General features: G+C 71.2%; 19 protein-coding genes. 13 read left to right on the top strand and 6 right to left on the bottom strand.

Features of this window, described 5'->3' with window-relative positions:
- Positions 1 to 87: 87 nt before the first annotated feature.
- Positions 88 to 747: a pirin family protein gene (locus tag ACZ470_RS03540; protein ID WP_468424060.1), complete on the bottom strand. Its 660-nt coding sequence runs from the start codon at positions 745 to 747 to the stop codon at positions 88 to 90.
- A gap of 61 nt (positions 748 to 808) precedes the next feature.
- Between ACZ470_RS03540 and fasR the strand changes: the two genes are divergently transcribed.
- The 5 genes from fasR (at position 809) to fabF (ending at position 5,753) form a co-directional block, all read left to right on the top strand.
- Positions 809 to 2,014: a fatty acid biosynthesis transcriptional regulator FasR gene (gene fasR / locus ACZ470_RS03535; RefSeq protein ID WP_468423993.1), complete on the top strand. Its 1,206-nt coding sequence runs from the start codon at positions 809 to 811 to the stop codon at positions 2,012 to 2,014.
- 88 nt (positions 2,015 to 2,102) lie between these two features.
- On the top strand, positions 2,103 to 3,017 hold the full coding sequence (locus tag ACZ470_RS03530) for an ACP S-malonyltransferase (RefSeq protein ID WP_468423992.1): 915 nt from the start codon (positions 2,103 to 2,105) through the stop codon (positions 3,015 to 3,017).
- A gap of 22 nt (positions 3,018 to 3,039) precedes the next feature.
- Complete coding sequence (locus tag ACZ470_RS03525; RefSeq protein ID WP_468423991.1) at positions 3,040 to 4,041, top strand: beta-ketoacyl-ACP synthase 3; 1,002 nt, start codon at positions 3,040 to 3,042, stop codon at positions 4,039 to 4,041.
- Positions 4,042 to 4,120: 79 nt separating this feature from the next.
- Entirely contained in the window at positions 4,121 to 4,369 is a 249-nt protein-coding gene (locus tag ACZ470_RS03520; protein ID WP_004931691.1) for an acyl carrier protein, read from the top strand.
- A 112-nt stretch (positions 4,370 to 4,481) separates the two neighbouring features.
- Positions 4,482 to 5,753, top strand: a complete 1,272-nt coding sequence (fabF, locus tag ACZ470_RS03515; protein WP_468423990.1) for a beta-ketoacyl-ACP synthase II — start codon at positions 4,482 to 4,484, stop codon at positions 5,751 to 5,753.
- A 195-nt stretch (positions 5,754 to 5,948) separates the two neighbouring features.
- On the opposite strand, the gene ACZ470_RS03510 is transcribed toward fabF, so the two are convergent.
- Positions 5,949 to 6,443, bottom strand: coding sequence for a DUF3145 domain-containing protein (locus tag ACZ470_RS03510; RefSeq protein ID WP_468423988.1), 495 nt, complete (start codon positions 6,441 to 6,443; stop codon positions 5,949 to 5,951).
- A gap of 322 nt (positions 6,444 to 6,765) precedes the next feature.
- Here ACZ470_RS03510 and ACZ470_RS03505 point away from each other — a divergent pair, with 322 nt between their 5' ends.
- From ACZ470_RS03505 to ACZ470_RS03495, 3 genes are all read left to right on the top strand, one after another.
- Positions 6,766 to 7,626, top strand: coding sequence for an SGNH/GDSL hydrolase family protein (locus ACZ470_RS03505; RefSeq protein ID WP_468423987.1), 861 nt, complete (start codon positions 6,766 to 6,768; stop codon positions 7,624 to 7,626).
- Between the two features lie 15 nt (positions 7,627 to 7,641).
- The gene (locus tag ACZ470_RS03500; RefSeq protein ID WP_468423986.1) at positions 7,642 to 8,613 is read left to right on the top strand and encodes an aldose epimerase family protein; all 972 of its coding nucleotides are present in this window, start codon (positions 7,642 to 7,644) and stop codon (positions 8,611 to 8,613) included.
- Positions 8,614 to 9,145: 532 nt separating this feature from the next.
- A complete protein-coding gene (locus ACZ470_RS03495; protein ID WP_468423984.1) occupies positions 9,146 to 10,390 on the top strand; it encodes a pyroglutamyl-peptidase I in 1,245 nt (414 codons plus the stop codon).
- On the opposite strand, the gene ACZ470_RS03490 is transcribed toward ACZ470_RS03495, so the two are convergent.
- Together ACZ470_RS03490 and ACZ470_RS03485 are read right to left on the bottom strand one after the other, a co-directional pair.
- Positions 10,362 to 10,976 carry a LysE family transporter gene (locus ACZ470_RS03490; protein ID WP_468423982.1) on the bottom strand — a complete coding sequence of 205 codons (615 nt, stop codon included), beginning with the start codon at positions 10,974 to 10,976 and terminating at the stop codon, positions 10,362 to 10,364. The two genes, ACZ470_RS03495 and ACZ470_RS03490, sit on opposite strands and share 29 nt — an antisense overlap.
- Positions 10,973 to 11,767, bottom strand: coding sequence for an EI24 domain-containing protein (locus ACZ470_RS03485; protein WP_468423980.1), 795 nt, complete (start codon positions 11,765 to 11,767; stop codon positions 10,973 to 10,975). The genes ACZ470_RS03490 and ACZ470_RS03485 overlap by 4 nt, the downstream gene beginning before the upstream one ends.
- Positions 11,768 to 11,830: 63 nt before the next feature.
- Between ACZ470_RS03485 and ACZ470_RS03480 the strand changes: the two genes are divergently transcribed.
- On the top strand, positions 11,831 to 12,424 hold the full coding sequence (locus ACZ470_RS03480) for a hypothetical protein (RefSeq protein WP_468423978.1): 594 nt from the start codon (positions 11,831 to 11,833) through the stop codon (positions 12,422 to 12,424).
- Positions 12,425 to 12,522: 98 nt separating this feature from the next.
- On the opposite strand, the gene ACZ470_RS03475 is transcribed toward ACZ470_RS03480, so the two are convergent.
- A complete protein-coding gene (locus ACZ470_RS03475; protein WP_468423976.1) occupies positions 12,523 to 13,545 on the bottom strand; it encodes an NADP-dependent oxidoreductase in 1,023 nt (340 codons plus the stop codon).
- A gap of 92 nt (positions 13,546 to 13,637) precedes the next feature.
- On the opposite strand from ACZ470_RS03475, the gene ACZ470_RS03470 reads away from it, so the two are divergent.
- Complete coding sequence (locus ACZ470_RS03470; protein WP_468423974.1) at positions 13,638 to 14,081, top strand: MarR family winged helix-turn-helix transcriptional regulator; 444 nt, start codon at positions 13,638 to 13,640, stop codon at positions 14,079 to 14,081.
- 236 nt (positions 14,082 to 14,317) lie between these two features.
- Here the strand turns inward: ACZ470_RS03470 and ACZ470_RS03465 are convergent, their stop codons facing one another.
- Complete coding sequence (locus ACZ470_RS03465; RefSeq protein WP_468423973.1) at positions 14,318 to 15,016, bottom strand: SCO2400 family protein; 699 nt, start codon at positions 15,014 to 15,016, stop codon at positions 14,318 to 14,320.
- A 201-nt stretch (positions 15,017 to 15,217) separates the two neighbouring features.
- On the opposite strand from ACZ470_RS03465, the gene ACZ470_RS03460 reads away from it, so the two are divergent.
- The 3 genes from ACZ470_RS03460 (at position 15,218) to ACZ470_RS03450 (ending at position 18,493) form a co-directional block, all read left to right on the top strand.
- Positions 15,218 to 16,381, top strand: a complete 1,164-nt coding sequence (locus ACZ470_RS03460) for a mandelate racemase/muconate lactonizing enzyme family protein (RefSeq protein WP_468423971.1) — start codon at positions 15,218 to 15,220, stop codon at positions 16,379 to 16,381.
- Positions 16,378 to 17,385 (top strand): zinc-dependent alcohol dehydrogenase, encoded by a 1,008-nt coding sequence (locus tag ACZ470_RS03455; RefSeq protein ID WP_468423969.1) that lies wholly within the window; start codon positions 16,378 to 16,380, stop codon positions 17,383 to 17,385. Before ACZ470_RS03460 ends, ACZ470_RS03455 begins: the two co-directional genes overlap by 4 nt.
- Positions 17,386 to 17,524: 139 nt before the next feature.
- Positions 17,525 to 18,493 carry a glycosyltransferase family protein gene (locus ACZ470_RS03450; protein WP_468423967.1) on the top strand — a complete coding sequence of 323 codons (969 nt, stop codon included), beginning with the start codon at positions 17,525 to 17,527 and terminating at the stop codon, positions 18,491 to 18,493.
- The last annotated feature ends 44 nt before the right edge of the window (positions 18,494 to 18,537 follow it).

Below are 18,537 nucleotides of genomic sequence, written 5' to 3'. Positions count from 1 at the left end.
CGATCACCAGCCCACGCCCACCTTCACCGAGCCCGTCGCTGACCGCCCGCACGGGCAACTCGGGGCAGCCGTCGGTGGCGCCGTCGGCTAGAAGCCCCGCATCTCCCACAGCAGCAGTTCCGCCGGTGTGTTCGCGGCGAGTGCCTCGATGTCCTTCGCGTCCGTGATGCGGGCCGCGTCGCCCGGTGCCAGTTCCTCGTCGTCCAGGCGGATGTGGCCCCGTACCACATGGGCGTACACGTACGCGGCGTCCGGTACGGCGGTCCGCTCCCCCGCCGCCAGGCGGCGTACGTGGAGCATCGCGCCCGCCTCCGGGAGGGCGTACGGGGTGGAGTCCGCTATGCCGCGGACGATCTCGTAGGACGGCTCGCCGCCGGGCTCCAGGGGGGCCAGCCACATCTGGAGGAAGGTCAGGGGGGCGGGGCCGGCGTTGCGCTCCACGTGGCGGACGCCGGACGCGGCGCTCAGGCGCTGTACGTCGCCGGGGCGGACCACGCTCTCGTGGCCCGCCGAGTCGCGGTGGGTCAGCTCGCCCTCGACCACCCACGTCACGATCTCGGTGTGGCTGTGCGGGTGCTCGTCGAAGCCGGCACCGGGTGCCAGCCGCTCCTCGTTGCAGGCGATCACCGCGCCGAAGCGCAGGTTGTCCGGGTCGTAGTGGGGGCCGAAGGAGAAGGCGTGCCGCGTCTCGATTCCGGCCGCCGGATCGCCGCCCTGATAGCGCTCGTGCGCGCGCCGTACGTCCATCACGTCGTCCACCGTAGACCCGCCGACACGCGCGGCCGTCCCGATAAGGCAGTCTTGTCCCGTGCCCGAACCCGAAACCAGCACCAACCAAGCCGCCGCACGCCCCGCCCATCCGCACTCCGCGACGCTGAAGCGACTGGAGAAGTCGTCCGGCAGCCTCGCCGCGCAGGCGATCGCGCGGATGGACGAGACGCTGCCCTGGTACCGGGCCATGCCCCCAGAGAATCGTTCCTGGATCGGCCTGGTCGCCCAGGCGGGCATCGCCGCCTTCACCGAGTGGTTCCGGCACCCGGACGCGCCGCAGGCCATCTCCACCGATGTCTTCGGCACCGCGCCGCGCGAGCTGACCAGGGCGATCACGCTGCGGCAGACCGTGGAGATGGTGCGCACCACCATCGAGGTCATGGAGTCCGCCATCGACGAGGTGGCGGCGCCCGGCGACGAGAGCGTGCTGCGCGAGGCGCTCCTCGTGTACGCCCGTGAGATCGCCTTCGCCACCGCCCAGGTGTACGCCCAGGCCGCCGAGGCACGGGGTGCCTGGGACGCGCGTCTGGAGTCCCTGGTGGTGAACGCGGTGCTCAGCGGAGAGGCCGACGAGGGGGCGGTGTCGCGGGCCGCCGCACTGGGATGGAACTCCCCCGAACATGTGTGCGTGGTGCTGGGCACCGCGCCCGACGGGGACTCGGAGCTGACCGTGGAGGCCATCCGGCGGGCCGCCCGGCACGCCAAGCTCCAGGTGCTGACCGGGGTGCTCGGCGACCGGCTCGTGGTGATCGCGGGCGGCAGCGACAACCCGCTCGGGGTCGCCAAGTCGCTGATCGGACCGTATGCGGCGGGCCCGGTGGTGGCGGGCCCGGTGGTGCCGGACCTGCTGGCCGCGACCCGGTCCGCGCAGGCCGCCGCGGCGGGCCTGAAGGCCTGTTCCGCCTGGCAGGACGCGCCGCGCCCGGTGCTCGCGGACGATCTGCTTCCGGAGCGGGCGATCGCCGGCGACCCCTCCGCCCGGGAGCAGTTGGTGGAGGAGATCTACAGACCGCTGGAGGAGGCCGGGGCGGCGCTGCTGGAGACGCTCAGTGTCTATCTCGAGCAGGCGAGCAGCCTCGAGGGCGCGGCGCGGATGCTGTTCGTTCACCCCAATACCGTCCGCTACCGGCTCCGACGTGTGACTGACGTCACCGGATGGTCACCTTCCGATGTACGCTCCGCTTTCACGCTGCGGATCGCGCTGATCCTGGGACGTCTGGCCGACGGCGATCTTCAGCCCTAGCGTTTGTCGGGGCCCCACAAAACCCCCTGCTGTTCTTCGTCCTTGTCCCCACGGGCGGCCGTGGCCGTCCCCAAGAGAGAGTGTGAGAGTGCTCGTACTCGTCGCTCCCGGCCAGGGCGCCCAGACGCCCGGCTTCCTGACTGAATGGCTCGACCTCCCCGGTGCCGCGGACCGCGTCGCCGCGTGGTCCGACGCCATCGGACTCGACCTCGCCCACTACGGCACCAAGGCCGACGCGGACGCGATCCGCGACACGGCCGTCGCCCAGCCGCTGCTGGTCGCGGCCGGTCTGCTGTCCGCCTCGGCACTGGGTGCCGTCACGCCGGGCGCGGTCGCCGGTCACAGCGTCGGTGAGATCACCGCCGCCGCCCTCGCGGGTGTCCTCGACGACACCGCCGCGCTCTCCCTGGTCCGCAAGCGGGGTCTGGCCATGGCCGACGCCGCCGCGATCACCGAGACCGGCATGGCGGCGCTGCTCGGCGGCGACCCCGAAGTGACGGTTCCGCACCTGGAGAAGCTGGGCCTGACCCCGGCGAACATCAACGGGGCGGGCCAGATCGTCGCAGCCGGCACCAAGGAGCAGCTCGCCGCGCTGGAGTCGGACAAGCCCGAGGGCGTGCGCCGGGTCGTGATGCTCCAGGTCGCGGGCGCCTTCCACACGCACCACATGGGCCCCGCGGTCGACACCCTGGCGAAGGCCGCCGAGGCCCTGACGCCGGGCGACCCGAAGGTCACCTATGTGTCGAACAAGGACGGCAAGGCGGTCGCGACCGGTGCCGAGGTGCTTCAGCGCCTGGTCGGCCAGGTCGCCAACCCGGTCCGCTGGGACCTGTGCATGGAGACCTTCAAGGAGCTCGGCGTCACCGCCCTCCTCGAGGTCTGCCCCGGCGGCACCCTGACCGGCCTCGCCAAGCGCGCCCTGCCCGGCGTCCCCACGCTGGCCCTGAAGACCCCCGCCGACCTCGAAGCGGCCCGCGAGCTCATCGCGGAGCACACCGCCTGATCGCCTTAAGGAGCCCACCCGCATGGCGAAGATCAAGCCCAGCAAGGGCGCCCCGTACGCGCGCATCCTAGGCGTGGGCGGTTACCGTCCCACCCGGGTCGTGCCGAACGAGGTGATCCTCGAGACGATCGACTCGTCCGACGAGTGGATCCGCTCCCGCTCCGGCATCGAGACCCGGCACTGGGCGTCGCCCGAGGAGACCGTCGCCGCGATGTCGATCGAGGCGTCCGGCAAGGCGATCGCGGACGCGGGGATCGACGCCTCGCAGATCGGTGCCGTCGTCGTCTCGACCGTCTCGCACTTCAGCCAGACCCCGGCCATCGCGACCGAGATCGCCGACCGGCTGGGCACGGACAGGGCCGCCGCCTTCGACATCTCCGCGGGCTGCGCCGGCTTCGGCTACGCCCTCACCCTCGCCAAGGGCATGGTCGTCGAGGGTTCGGCGGAGTACGTCCTGGTCATCGGCGTGGAACGGCTGAGCGACCTCACCGACCTGGAGGACCGGGCCACGGCCTTCCTGTTCGGCGACGGCGCGGGCGCGGTGGTCGTGGGCCCGTCCCAGGAGCCCGCGATCGGCCCGACCGTGTGGGGCTCGGAGGGCGACAAGTCCGAGACCATCAAGCAGACCGTGCCGTGGACGGACTACCGCGACGGAACCGTCGAGAAGTTCCCCGCGATCACGCAGGAGGGCCAGGCGGTGTTCCGCTGGGCCGTGTTCGAGATGGCGAAGGTCGCCCAGCAGGCGCTGGACGCGGCCGGGATCACCGCGGACGAACTGGACGTCTTCATCCCGCACCAGGCCAATGTGCGGATCATCGACTCGATGGTGAAGACGCTGAAACTGCCGGAGCACGTCACGGTCGCCCGTGACATCCGCACCACCGGCAACACCTCGGCCGCCTCGATTCCGCTCGCGATGGAGCGGCTTCTGGCGACCGGCGAGGCGAAGAGCGGCGACACCGCGCTCGTCATCGGCTTCGGGGCGGGTCTCGTCTACGCCGCTACGGTCGTTACCCTCCCCTAGGCACTCCGTGCCGGATCATCGGGTCCGGTACGACAGGCAAACGCCACATCCGCTGGAATCACAAAGAAGGAGCTCCATCATGGCCGCCACTCAGGAAGAGATCGTCGCCGGTCTCGCGGAGATCGTGAACGAGATCGCCGGCATCCCGGTTGAGGACGTCCAGCTGGACAAGTCCTTCACCGACGACCTGGACGTCGACTCGCTGTCCATGGTCGAGGTCGTCGTCGCCGCCGAAGAGCGCTTCGACGTCAAGATCCCGGACGACGACGTCAAGAACCTCAAGACCGTCGGCGACGCGACCGACTACATCCTCAAGCACCAGGCCTGAGCCCCCGCCGGGCCTTCCGTCAGGGAGGCCCGGAGGAGCCGGGAGCCCCGGCCCCGCCACCCGGCGGTGGCGCCGTACGAATCCTCGTAAATCCGTTGGAGAAAGAATTCCGATGAGCCCGACCAATCGCACCGTGGTCGTCACCGGTATCGGCGCAACCACACCGCTGGGTGGCGACGCGGCCTCTACCTGGGAGGGCCTGGTCGCCGGACGTTCCGGCGTCAAGCCCCTGGAGCAGGAGTGGGCCGCCGAGCAGGCGGTCCGTATCGCGGCCCCGGTGGCCGTGGAGCCCACCGAGGTCATCCCCCGGCCGCAGGCCCGCCGCCTGGACCGCTCGGCGCAGTTCGCGCTGATCGCGGCCAAGGAGGCGTGGGCCGACGCCGGGTTCGAAGCCAGGGCCGGCGAGGACCCGAAGGTCGACCCGGACCGGCTCGGCGCGGTCATCGCCTCCGGCATCGGCGGCGTGACGACCCTGCTGGACCAGTACGACGTGCTGAAGGAGAAGGGCGTACGCCGCGTCTCCCCGCACACCGTCCCCATGCTGATGCCGAACGGCCCCTCGGCGAACGTGGGCCTGGCCGTGGGCGCCCGCGCGGGCGTGCACACCCCGGTCTCGGCCTGCGCCTCGGGCGCGGAGGCCATCGGCTACGCCATCGAGATGATCCGTACGGGCCGCGCCGACGTCGTCGTCGCGGGTGGCACGGAGGCGGCGATCCACCCGCTGCCGATCGCCGCGTTCGGCAACATGATGGCGATGTCCAAGAACAACGACGACCCGCAGGGCGCCTCGCGCCCCTACGACGTGGCCCGTGACGGCTTCGTCATGGGCGAGGGCGCGGGCGTGATCGTCCTGGAGTCCGCCGAGCACGCCGCCGCGCGCGGCGCCCGCGTCTACGCGGAGGCTGTCGGCCAGGGCATCTCGGCCGACGCGCACGACATCGTGCAGCCGGAGCCGGAGGGGCGTGGCATCTCGCACGCCCTGCAGAACCTGCTGGACCGCACGGATCTGGACCCGGCGGAGATCGTGCACGTCAACGCGCACGCGACCTCGACGCCGGCGGGTGACATCGCCGAGCTGAAGGCGCTGCGGAAGGTGTTCGGTGACGACGCGGACCACATGGCGGTCTCCGCGACGAAGTCGATGACGGGTCATCTGCTCGGTGGCGCGGGTGGTGTGGAGTCCGTCGCGACGGTGCTGGCGCTGTACCACCGGCTGGCGCCGCCGACCATCAACGTGGACAACCTCGACCCCGAGGCCGAGGCGAGCGCGGATGTTGTCCGGGGTGAGGCGCGGAAGTTGCCCGTGGACGGGCGGATTGCCGCGTTGAACGACTCGTTCGGGTTTGGTGGGCACAACGTGGTGCTGGCGTTCCGGTCCGTGTGACCGCGGCCGTCGGCTGAGTGAAGGGCTTCCGCCTTCTGGGTGGGGGCCCTTTGCCGTGTGGCGCGGTCGTGGGGGGGGCGTGGTGGGTTCCGCCGGGAGTTTCTTTCGCCCCCGCCGCCCCTTCCCGTCCCGTTCCTGAGGGCTTCGCCCCCAGACCCCCATTGCGCAGTTCCCCGCGCCCCTTTCGGGGGCGGGTCAGACCACCTGGTGGAGCCAGCGGACCGGGGCGCCCTCGCCTGCGTATCTGAAGGGTTCGAGTTCGTCGTCCCAGGGCTTGCCGAGGAGTTTGGCGATTTCCGCTTCGAGGTTGGTCTCTTCGGTCCGGGAGCGGGTCAGGGCGGCGCGGAGGCGGTCCTCGGGGATGAGGATGTCGCCGTGGATGCCGGTGACGGCGTGGAAGATGCCGAGGTCGGGGGTGCAGCTGTAGCGCTCGCCCTCGGCGGTGGGGCAGGGCTCGGCGGTGACCTCGAAGCGCAGCATCTGCCAGCCGCGCAGCGCGGAGGCGAGTTTGGATGCGGTGCCGGCCTGGCCCTGCCACGAGAACTCGGAGCGCCAGGTGCCGGGGGCGGCGGGCTGGCGGATCCAGTCCAGGCTGACGCGTGTGCCGAGCACCCCGGCGACGGCCCACTCGACGTGCGGGCACAGCGCGCGCGGCGCGGAGTGCACGTACAGAACTCCACGAGTCGTCACCGGAACCTCCGGGCTGAGCGGGTCGTCTAGGAACGGGCGGAACGGCCGCGGCCCGGGCGGGCCACGTTGATGGCGAGGCTACCGTGCGACGGCGCAAGGAGTGTGACGTACCGTCGGTCCCGGTGCCGGGAAACCTGCGTCTTTCACCCGGCAGGACGCCTGTACGGGTGTGGGACGTTCCTTCCGGACGGGGGTCCAGGGCGGGCGGGAACCCTCGTGCGTTGTTAAGGGTTGGGGGACGAACACACCACGACGCGCGGGGAGGCGGCGGATGGAGCGGGCGACGCGGAGGCGGAGGCCCCGATCACGGGCGGTGCTCGCCATGGTGACGGCCGCCGCGCTGGGGATGGCCGGCTGCGACGCCGTGGGCGGTGACTCCCCCGCCCCGAAGGGCACGGAGGGGAAGAAGGCCCGGCCGGCCCCGAAACCCACGCCCGTGTGGGACACCGCCCCGGACTCGGTCGCCGCCGTGGGCGACTCCATCACGCGCGGCTTCGACGCGTGCGCAGTGCTGACGGACTGCCCCGAGGTGTCGTGGGCCACGGGCGGCAGCGAACGGGTGGACAGTCTCGCGGTACGGCTGCTGGGGCGGGCGGGGGCGGCCGAGCGGAGCTGGAACTACGCGGTGACCGGGGCCCGGATGGCGGATCTGCCGGGGCAGATGGCCCGGGCGGTGCGGCGCGGTCCTGAGCTGGTGGCGGTGATGGCGGGGGCGAACGACGCCTGCCGGGACACCACGTCGGCGATGACCCCGGTGGCGGACTTCCGGGCCGACTTCCAGGAGGCGATGGACACGCTGCGCGAGGCGCTGCCGAAGGCGCAGGTGTATGTGGCGAGCGTGCCGAATCTGAAGCGGCTGTGGTCTCAGGGGCGGACCAACGCGCTGGGCAAGCAGGTGTGGAAGCTGGGCATCTGCCCGTCGATGCTGGGCGACGCGGATGCCCTGGACGCGGCGGCGAACCTGCGGCGCGAGACGGTCCACAACCGGGTGGAGGACTACAACGAGGTGCTGGAGGAGGTGTGCGCCGAGGACCGCCGCTGCCGCTTCGACGGCGGCGCGGTGTACGAGTACCGTTTCGGCACGGACCAGCTGAGCCACTGGGACTGGTTCCACCCCAGTGTCGACGGTCAGTCCAAGCTGGCCGAGATCGCGTACCGCACGGTCACGGCGAAGAAGCCGTGACTTATTGTTTCGCACATGAACGAACTCTTCGGCACACTTTCCGACGGCACTCCGGTGCACCGTTGGACCCTGCGACGGGCGGGCGTACGGGTACGGATCCTGTCCTACGGCGGGATCGTGCAGGACGTCGAGGTGCCGGACCGGGACGGGCGGACCGGGAACGTGGTGCTGGGGTTCCCCGACCTGGACGGCTACCTCCGGCACCCGGAACCCTTCCTGGGCGCCCTGATCGGCCGGTACGCCAACCGGATCGCCGGCGCCCGCTTCTCCCTGGCCGGGCGGGACCACACGCTCGCCCCGAACAACGGTCCGAACTCGCTGCACGGCGGTGAGCGGGGCTTCGACAAGCGGGTGTGGGCCGTCGACCCGGTCGAGCACGGTCTGCGCCTCTCCCTGGTCAGCGCGGACGGCGAGGAGGGCTTCCCGGGCCGTCTGGAGGTCTCGGTGACGTACACGCTGGACGAGCGGGGCGCGCTGGGGATCGCGTACGAGGCGGTGACGGACGCGCCGACGCATGTGAACCTGACGAACCACACGTACTGGAACCTGGCCGGCTCCGGCAGCGCGGCCGGGCACGAGCTGCGGCTCGCGGCCTCCCGCTACACCCCGTCCGACGCGGACCTGATCCCGAGCGGTGAGCTCGCCGACGTCTCCGGCACCCGCTTCGACTTCCGCGAGGCACGCAAGGCGGGTACGGGGTACGACGACAACTTCGTGCTCGACAAGGGGGTGACGGCGGTGCCCGAGGAGGTCGCGGAGCTGTACGACCCGGCGTCGGGGCGGGTGCTGACGGTGGCGACCACCGAGCCGGGGATGCAGCTGTACACCGCGGATCACATCGGGGAGCCGTTCACGGCCGGTGACGGGATCGCGCTGGAGACTCAGCACTTTCCGGACTCGCCGAACCGGCCGGAGTTCCCCAGCACGGTGCTGAGGCCGGGTGAGGTGTTCCGGTCGGAGACCGTGTACGGGTTCGGGGTGCGGTAGGGAGGCGCCCGGGGGCCTGGTTGGCACACATGAGCCCCGGTCCGGGGTCAGGGTCCCGGGCCGGGGCTGCTCATGTGGGTGCTTCCCGGATCAGACGTTAATCGCTGCGGTGGAGTCACGGTCCTCGATCTGTATGCCCGCGTGAATCTCGTACGAACCCTTCACATATGACCGCGATGCGGGGTCGCTCCGCGTGGGGGTGGCCGGGGGTGGGTTGGCGCTGCCCGGCGCCGTGCAGTGTGTCCCGCGTTGGGGTGGGCCGGGGGGGGTGTTCGCGCAGCCCGGCGCTTGCGGGGTGCCGTCGCGCCCACCCTCCCCCACTCTCGGCTTCGCTCGAGCGGGAGGTGCCCCCATCGCCCTGGGGGTACCTCCCAGGCCCTTAAGGCACTGGGGGAGGCACGACTGCCCGCGGAGGGCGCGGCAGGCGGCTGGCCCCGGCACACCCACCACCCGTGGCGTGGACCGCGCAGGGCACGCGATACTGCGGCCTTCGGCATCCCGTAACCCCACGACGACGGAAGGCCCAACGCCCTTGAGATCCGTACGTGTTCGCTTCGGTGTGCTCGGTCTGGCGCTGTTGACCGGTCTCACCGCCCCCACCACAGCGACCGCCGCCGAGAAGACGACTCCCACCGTCGAGGAACGCCGTCTCGACGGCGCCGCTCCGCAGGAGATACTCCGCCGTTCCGGATTCGCCGGCACCGCACCGGACTTCGCCCGCGCTCTCGACCACGCCCGCTCCTACGCCCAGGCCCACCGCACCGTCGCACGCGAGGGCACGGCGCTGTGGCGCAGGGCCGTCGACCGCGCGCAGGGGCGCGGCCCGGCACACGGTGACCTCAGCCGGGACGACGACCGCCCGCTGTACTGGGCGCGGCTCGGCATGACCCGCGAACTGCGCACCTGGGACCCGCCCTTCCCCCTGGGCGAGGAGCAGCGGGCGCGACTGCTCGACGAGTTGGAGCGGACCTCACGCGGACAGACCGCGATCCGCTATCCCTCCACCGACAACCTGAAGCGGATCCTGGTGACCGGCTTCGACCCGTTCACCCTGGACCGGGACATCCGCATCTCCAACCCGTCCGGCGCCGTCGCGCTCGCCCTCGACGGCACGGTGATCGAGACCCCGGACGGCCCGGCGCGCATCGAGACGGCCGTCTTCCCGGTGCGCTGGCGGGACTTCACGGAGGGCACCGTGGAGCGGGCGCTGCGGCCGCAGCTGCCGAAGGTGGACCTGTTCACCACGGTGAGCCAGGGCAGGGTGGGCCGCTTCGACATCGAGCGGACCAACGGGGCCTGGCGGGGCGGCTTCCCCGACAACGAGAACATCGGCCGCACCGAGACGGTCCCGGTCACCGACCCGGCCTCGCAACCGCAGTGGACGTCCACGACACTCCCGTACGCGGAGATCGTCGCCGCGGGGACCGGGCGGTTCCCGGTGTACGACAACACGAGCGTGACGGAGATCCCGGCCGGCGGCACCGAGCCCGTGGTCCGTCCGGAGGGGCCGACCCCCGGCTCGACGGCACGTGCCGGGGGCGGCGGGGACTATCTCTCCAACGAGATCGCCTACCGGGCGACCCTGCTCCGGGACCGTCTCGGCCTGCACGGCACACTGCCGGGCGGGCATGTGCACACGCCCGTCCTTCAGTTCGGCGCCGGGAACACCACCGAGGTCACCGACCCCGACTTCGTACGCAACCGGCTGGACATCATCGCCCAGGTGCGGTCGATCGTGACCGTGGCGATCAGTGCGACGGAGCGAACGCGAGGCTGACCCCGAGGCCGGCCAGGGCGGACCCGATCACCTTGTTGAGCACCTTCTGGCCGCGCAGCATCAGCGTCCGCATCCGGTCGTGGGAGAAGAACACCGCGACGACGCCGAACCACAGCAGGTGGGCCAGCGACATGAACAGTCCGTAGCCCACCTGCTGGAGGACCGGCGTGCCGGGGCTGACGACCTGCGCGAAGGTGGAGACGACGAAGAGGGTCGTCTTCGGGTTGAGGACGTTGGTCAGGAAGCCGGTGCGCAGCGCCGCGAACGGGGTCAGCTCCGTCTTGTTCCCCAGGTCGACGGTGACCTCGCCGCGCGTGCGGAAGGTGCGGACGCCGATGTACACCAGATACGCCGCACCGACCAGCTTGATGACGGTGAACAGGAAGGCCGAGGACGCGATCAGCAGGCCCACACCCAGCATGGTGTAGGTGACGTGCACCAGGACACCCGCGGCGACGCCGAGCGCGCCGAGCAGGCCGGTGCGGCGGCCGTAGAGGTAGCTGTTGCGGACGACCATCGCGAAGTCGGCGCCGGGCGCGATCACGGCGAGGACGGTGATGACGGCGACGGCGAGCACCTCGGTCACGACGTGGCGCCCTCCTCGTCGGGCTCCTCCTCGCCGTCCCCGACGGTCTCCTCGCCGAGCAGCTCGCGGGCCATCAGCGTGGCACCGGCGACCGCGCCGGGCATGAGGAACACGGCGACGAACGGGACCAGGAAGGCCACCGCGAGGGGTGTGCCGAAGCCCCACACGAGGGTCTTGCGGGACCGCAGCAGCCCGAGCCGCTCGCGCACTTCGACCCCGCGCCGCTGGAGCGCCACGGCGGTGAGCTCCTCGGTGAGGAAGAACCCGGTGACGAAGAACCCGATCACCGGCACCACGGTCTGCCCGATCACCGGGATGAACCCGAGGGCGAACAGCAGCACGCCCCACACCAGGGCCCGCACCACGATACGGAGGCTGTCACGGCCCGAGATCCACAGCTCCCGCCACAGCGGCAGCCCGGACTCGGGGGCGGTGCCGTCGGGCGACACGTCCCGGTCGACCTTTTCCGAGAGGTTCTCGTAGAACGGCTGCCCGATGAGCAGGGTCACCGCGGTGAAGGTGAGCACGGACAGCAGCAGCCCGAGCGCGAACAGCACGCCCGTCAGGAACCCGCGGAACAGCCCGGCCCACGGACTCGACCAGTCGTCGGCGAACGGCGTCGCCCAGCCCACGAAGTCCGCGCCCCACAACGCCAGGACGACGAGCGCCGCCGCGTACAGCACGAGGGTGATCAACCCCGGCAACAGCCCGAACCCGAACTGCTTGCCGTGCCGGGCCACCCACCGCTGGCCCTTCAGGAGATATCGAAAACCCGCCCCAAGATCGCGCATGGGGGAGACTGTATCGGGACCCGGGTACAGGGCAGCGTCCCGCATCGGTCGAGGGGGAGACACATGACCACCACGCAGTTCAGGCTCGTACGTACGGACCCTGGCCGCGGCAGGCCGCTGAAGCGGACGAGGCACACCTGGACCGGGACGCTGCCCGGTTTCGGGGCGGTCGAGTTGGTGTGCCCGCTGAAGCCGAACATATTCGATGAACCGACAGCCCGGGTAACGGGCGAAACGGTGCCGGTGATGACCTTCACCGGCATCGGCTTCCGCGGGCTCCCGCGCATGGCGTCCATGACGCTCGAAGCCGACGGCCACAGGGCCAAGCTGCGCCGGCGCCACCTGGCCGTCACCCAACAGGGCCGCGCCCTGCGCATCGAGCTCGCCGGGCGCTCCTACCGTTACCGGGTGCTGGGCGGCAAGCTCCGGCACGAACTGCGCCGCGAGGGAGCCGTCGTCACGATGACACGCTCGGGATGGCGGTATCCCCAAACGCTGTCCGGCGTCTCGCAGGACACGGCCGACGCACTGGATCTCGGCCTGGCGGTCCTGCTGGAGGGCGCCTACACGCGCAACCTCTCCTTCGGCGGCGCGCTCTACTCGTGGCCCGGCCGCTTCCTGAGCCGGGTGGAAGTGCCGGACTTCCTGAGCGACTGACTGCCGCCCGGCACGGACAAGGGCCGCACCCCACGTCCAAGGGTGCGGCCCCCGCCGTACGGAACGACCGTCGCCGGTACGGCGTCACGGTCGTGTCGTCAGAGCTTGACGATCATCTTTCCGGTGTTGTCGCCGCGCAGGACCCCGAGGAACGCCTCCAGGTTGTTCTCGATGCCCTCGACGACGGTCTCCCGGTACTTCAGCTCGCCCGAGCGGACCCAGGGGCCGACCTCCTGGACGAACTGCGGCTGGAGGTCGTAGTGGTCGCCGACGAGGAAGCCCTCGATGCGGCCCCGGGTCTGGATCAGCCGGGCGAGGTTGCGCGGGCCGGGAGCGGGCTCGGTGTTGTTGTAGACGGAGATCATCCCGCAGACGGCGATGCGGCCGTCCCGGTTGAGGGAGCCGATGGCCGCCTCCAGGTGGTCGCCGCCCACGTTGTCGAAGTAGACGTCGACGCCGTCGGGGGCGGCGGCGCGGAGCTGCTCGCTCACCGGGCCGTTCTTGTAGTTGAACGCGGCGTCGAAGCCGTACTCCTCGACGAGGAGCTTCACCTTCTCGTCGGAGCCGGCGGAGCCGATCACCCGCGAGGCGCCCTTGAGCTTCGCGATCTGCCCGACCTGGCTGCCGACGGCACCCGCGGCACCGGACACGAAGACGGAGTCGCCCTCCTTGAAGGCGGCGGTGCGCAGCAGGCCGGCGTAGGCGGTGAGCCCGGTCATGCCCAGCACGCCCAGGTACGCCGAGAGGGGCGCGGCCTCCGGGTCCACCTTGACGGCGTTCTTCGCGGCGACGACGGCGTACTCGCGCCAGCCGAAGAAGTGCAGCACGTGGTCGCCGACGGCGATCCCCTCGGCGTTCGAGGCGACGACCTCGCCGACGGCACCGCCCTGCATGACCTTGCCCAGCTCGAACGGGGCGACGTAGGACTTCGCCGCACTCATCCGGCCGCGCATGTACGGGTCGACGGAGAGGTACTTGTTCCGTACGAGCACCTGGCCCTCACCCGGGGCGGGGACGTCCGTCTCGACGAGGGCGAAGTCCTCGGGCTTCGGCCAGCCGACGGGGCGGCTCAGCAGGTGCCATTCGCGGCCGGTGGTGGGGGGTGTGGGGGCGGCGGTCATGGGGCGGCACCTTTCCTCAGATAGTTCATTACCTGAAACAACCATGCGACTGAATATTTCAGCATGTCAAGCAAACGGGTACCCTGGAGAGCATGGCCACACCCGCGACCGCCCAGCACCGCCGCCCCGATGCCCTCACTCTGGAGGTCGTCGAGCTCATCGGCGCGGTGGTGGCGCGCTATCACGAGGAGTACGAGGAGGCCGCCGCCGGTCACGCGCTGACGGGCGCGCAGGCGAAGCTGCTGAGCCTGCTGTCGCTGGAGCCGCTGCCCATGCGGAGGCTGGCGCAGCGGCTGAAGTGTGAGCCGTCGAACGTCACGGGCATCGTCGACCGGCTGGAGTCACGGGGGCTGGTGGAGCGGCGACCGGATCCGGCGGACCGGCGGGTGAAGCTGGCGGCGGCGACGGGTGAGGGGAGGCGGGTGGCTCGGAGCCTTCAGGAATCCCTGCGGTTTGCGCGTGAGCCGCTTGCGGGGCTGTCCGAGGGGGAGCGGGTGGCGTTGCGGGACGCGCTGCGGCGGATGGTGGACGCGTGACGTTGCGCTTCGGCGCGTTATGTGGCCGGGGGTCGGTCACGTTGCCCGGCGCCGTGCGGGGTGCTCCGCGTTGGTGTAGGCCGGGGGTGGGTCGCGCGGCCCGGCGCTAACCGGGTGCCGTCGCGCCCACCCTCCCCCACTCTCGGCTTCGCTCGAGCGGGAGGTACCCCCATCGCCCTGGGGGTACCTCCCAGGCCCTTAAGGCACTGGGGGAGGCACGACTGCCCGCGTTGCGGTCAGGTGCACCACCACAGGAAGCGGTCGCAGGTTTCTGTGGGGGTGGGGGTTGGGTCGGGGTTCTTTGTTGTCGGGTCCGGCTTCGGGCTCTCCGGGTCGGGCGGCGGTTCCGGTGCCGCGGGCGATGTCGTCGGATCGGCCGGCGGCGGGGCCACGGGCGCGGACGACGTGTCCTCGGCCTCCTCCGTCTCCTCCGGCGACCCGGAAGCCGACTCCGACGCCGACGCCGACTCCGACGGCGACTCAGAAGCCTCCGCACTGCGCGACTTTCCGGGCGTCACCGTCGCCGACTCCGTCGGCTCCACCTCCGTCGCGCCGCCGTCCGTGGACTCCTCCCCGGCCGCCGCCGGCTTCGGCGCCGAGCCGGGCGCGTCCAGCCCGAGTTCGGCGAGGCTCAGTCCACCGGCCGCGAGGACGAAGCCGGCCGCGATCAGCAGCGTGCGGTTGCGCCGGCGACGGTGCGCCGCGGCCTTGCGGTCCCGGCGGCTCTCCCCCGTCGAACGGCCCTTGCTCGGTTCCGATTCCGGTTCCGGTTCCGTTTCCTTCACGGCAACCTCGTACGACACCTCGCCCTCGTACCCCGAAGGCGGGCCGGGCTCCTCCGGCTGCTGGGCGCGGAGCGTCTCGACGGGCGTGCCGCAGCCGGGGCAGGCGAGCGCGCCGTTGAGGTGCCGTCGGCACGGGTGGCAAAAGTCCATGACGCGGGAAGGTTAGGTTCCGTTCCGGTCCGCTTCATAGCCCTTGCTGTGAAGGTTTGGTGCGGACCAATGCTCAATGGTTTCGAAACTGTCGAAACTGTTATGCGCGTGACCCATTGACACCCCCGCCACCCCGTCCTTACTGTCACGCCAGCATTTCGAACGTGTGACGAAATATCGAACAGCGAGAGGCGAACTTCCGTGCGCATCACCGGAATCAGCACGCACGTGGTCGGGACGCCGTGGCGCAACCTGACCTACGTACAGGTGCACACCGACGAGGGGATCACCGGAGTCGGCGAGACCCGGATGCTGGGCCACACCGACGCCCTCCTGGGTTACCTGAAGGAAGCCGAGGTCAACCACATTCTCGGCTCCGACCCGTTCGCTGTCGAGGACCTGGTCCGCCGGATGAAGTACGGCGACTACGGCCGCGCCGGCGAGATCGTGATGTCCGGTATCGCCGTCGTCGAGATGGCCTGCTGGGACATCAAGGGCAAGGCCCTCGGCGTCCCCGTCTGGCAGCTGCTGGGCGGCAAGGTCACCGACAAGGTCAAGGCGTACGCCAACGGCTGGTACACCACCGAGCGCACCCCGGAGGCGTACCACAAGGCCGCGCAGCAGGTCATGGAGCGCGGCTACCGGGCCCTGAAGATCGACCCCTTCGGCACCGGCCACTTCGAGCTGGACCACCAGCAGAGCCTGTACGCCGTCTCCCTGATCGAGGCGGTCCGGGACGCCATCGGCCCCGACGCCGAGCTGATGCTGGAGATGCACGGCCGCTTCTCCCCCGCCACCGCGATCCGCATGGCCAAGGAGCTCGCGCCCTTCAAGCCGGCCTGGCTGGAGGAGCCGGTCCCGCCGGAGAACCTCAAGGCGCTGGAGAAGGTCGCCGCGAAGGTCGACATGCCGGTCGCCACCGGTGAACGCATCCACGACCGCATCGAGTTCCGCGAGCTGTTCGAGAGCCAGGCGGTCGACATCCTCCAGCCGGACGTCGGCCACATCGGCGGCATCTGGGAGACCCGCAAGCTCGCCGCGACCGCCGAGACCCACTACATGCTGGTCGCGCCGCACAACGTGGGCGGTCCGGTGCTCACCGCCGCGTCCCTCCAGGTCGGCTTCACCTCCCCGAACTTCAAGATCCTGGAGCACTTCAACGACTTCGCGGACGCGGAGATCAAGAAGGTCGTCAAGGGCGCGCCCCAGGTGAACCCGGAGGACGGCTGCTTCCACCTCTCCGACGCCCCCGGTCTCGGCGTGGAGCTGGACGTCGACGCGGCGGCCGAGTTCCCGCAGCAGCAGGCCCGGTTCGACCTGTGGGCCGAGGGCTGGGAGCAGCGCAAGCCCAAGGGCACGAAGTGACCGCCGCCCAGGTCGTCGTCGAGGCTCCCGGCGAGCACCGTCTGGTCCCGCACGAGCCGCGTGAGCCGGCTCCCGGCGAGGCCCTGGTCCGGGTGCACGCCGCCGGTATCTGCGGCAGTGACCGCGAGGTGTACCAGGGCAACCGGCCCGAGGGGTACGTGCGTTACCCGCTCACCCCGGGGCACGAGTGGTCGGGGACCGTGCAGCAGGTGGGCGCGGGGGTGCCCCGGTCGCTCGTCGGCCGCAAGGTCGTCGGTGAGGGCTTCCGCAACTGCCAGGTCTGCGACCGCTGTCACGCCGGTGAGACGACGCTCTGCTCGGCGGGGTACGAGGAGACCGGCTTCACCCAGCCGGGGGCCATGGCCCCCACGCTGACCCTCCCGGCCCGGCTGCTGCACGTCCTCCCGGACGACGCCGACCTGAGCGCCGCCGCGCTGCTCGAGCCGGCCGCCTGCATCGCCGCCGCCGCGTTGAAGGCGAACGCCGTGCCCGGCGAGCGGGTCGCGGTGGTCGGCACCGGCACGCTCGGGATGTTCGCCGTGCAGTTCCTGCGGGCGAACTCCCCTTCCGAGCTGCTGGTGGTGGGCACGCGGGGCGACCGTGAGGCGCTGTCCCGGCAGTACGGGGCCACCGACTTCCGCACCAAGGACCAGGAACTCCCGGACGACTTCGACGTGGTGATCGAGACCGCGGGGTCCGCCGACGCGGCCCGTACGGCGGCCTCGCTGCTGCGGCGCGGCGGTCGGCTCGTCCTCACCGGCATCCCGGCGCCGGGCGCCCACGGCCTCGATCCGACGGATCTGGTCGTACGGCAGCTGGAGGTGCACACCGTCTTCGGTGCGCCGCCGGACGCCTGGGCGCACACCGTGCGGGTGTTCGCCGCCGGACTGCTCGATCCGCTGCCGCTGGTGACCCACGAGCTGCCGCTCGCCGAGTTCCCGGAGGCCATCGAGTTGGTGGGGTCGGGCGATCCGAAGGTGGGCAAGGTTCTGCTGCGCCCCTAGTCGTACGCCGGTACGGGGGCGACCTGACGGCCCCCGTACCGGCGTACACCCACCCCGCTCCCTTCATCGCCCCGGACCCGCCCGACTCGTACCCCGAGTCGCGAACTTCGTCCGAAATATCGAACACAAAGGACACCTTGTGACCGACGCTTCCGCCACGGCACCCCGCAGGCCCGGTGAGCAGGCCCTCACCGCGCTCGGCTTGAGCGCCCCCGCCCTCGACCCCGCCGACGCCTCGCCGCACTCCTTCCCCGGCGGTGGCCGCTGGCGCACCGAGATCCCCTCGTGCGAGGGGCCCGAGGCGCTGGCGGTGGTACTGAAGGAGGCGTCGCGCCTCGATGTGCCGATCCACCGGATCAGCCAGGGCAGCGGCGTCTGGATGCTGACCGACGCCGAGATCACCGAGATGGTCGAGGCCACCGCGGAGCGGGACATCGAGCTCTGCCTGTTCACCGGCCCGCGCGGCACCTGGGACATCGGCGGCTCCACCCGTACCGACTCGGGCGGCGCCGGACTGCGCGCCCGGGGCCACGACGCGGTGGCCGGCTGTGTCGAGGACGCCGTGCGCGCCACGGAGTTGGGCGTCAAGTGCCTGCTCGTCGCGGACGAGGGCGTGCTGTGGACGCTGCACCGGGCGCGTACGGCCGGGCTGATCCCCGCCGACACCACGCTGAAGGTCTCGGCGCTCGTCGGACCGGTCAACCCGGCCGCGTTCACGGTCCACGAGCGGCTCGGCGCCGACTCGATCAACGTGCCGAGTGATCTGACGCTGGATCATCTCACCGAGATACGGCGGGTTTCGGCCACCCCGATGGACATGTACATCGAGGCCCCGGACGACCTCGGCGGCTATGTGCGGATGTACGAGGTCGCCGAACTCATCCGGCGCGGCGCCCCGTTGTATCTGAAGTTCGGCCTGGCCAAGGCGCCGGGGATCTACCCCTACGGGCACCACCTGCGGGAGCTGACACTGGCGACCGCGAAGGAGCGCGTGCGGCGCGGCCGGCTGGCCCTCGATCTGCTGGCCCGCCACGGCGCGGACGGCGACATGGCACCGCTCGGTACGCGGCTTCCGGGCGATCTGAGCCGGTTCGAAATCTCGTCATAACGTTCCGGAAACTCGGCTTCACAGAAGTAGACACAGCCGCGCAC

Source organism: Streptomyces sp. NPDC031111 (assembly GCF_055570675.1).
The sequence above is the reverse complement of the archived record's forward strand: the minus strand, read 5'-3'. Positions and strand labels throughout refer to the sequence as shown.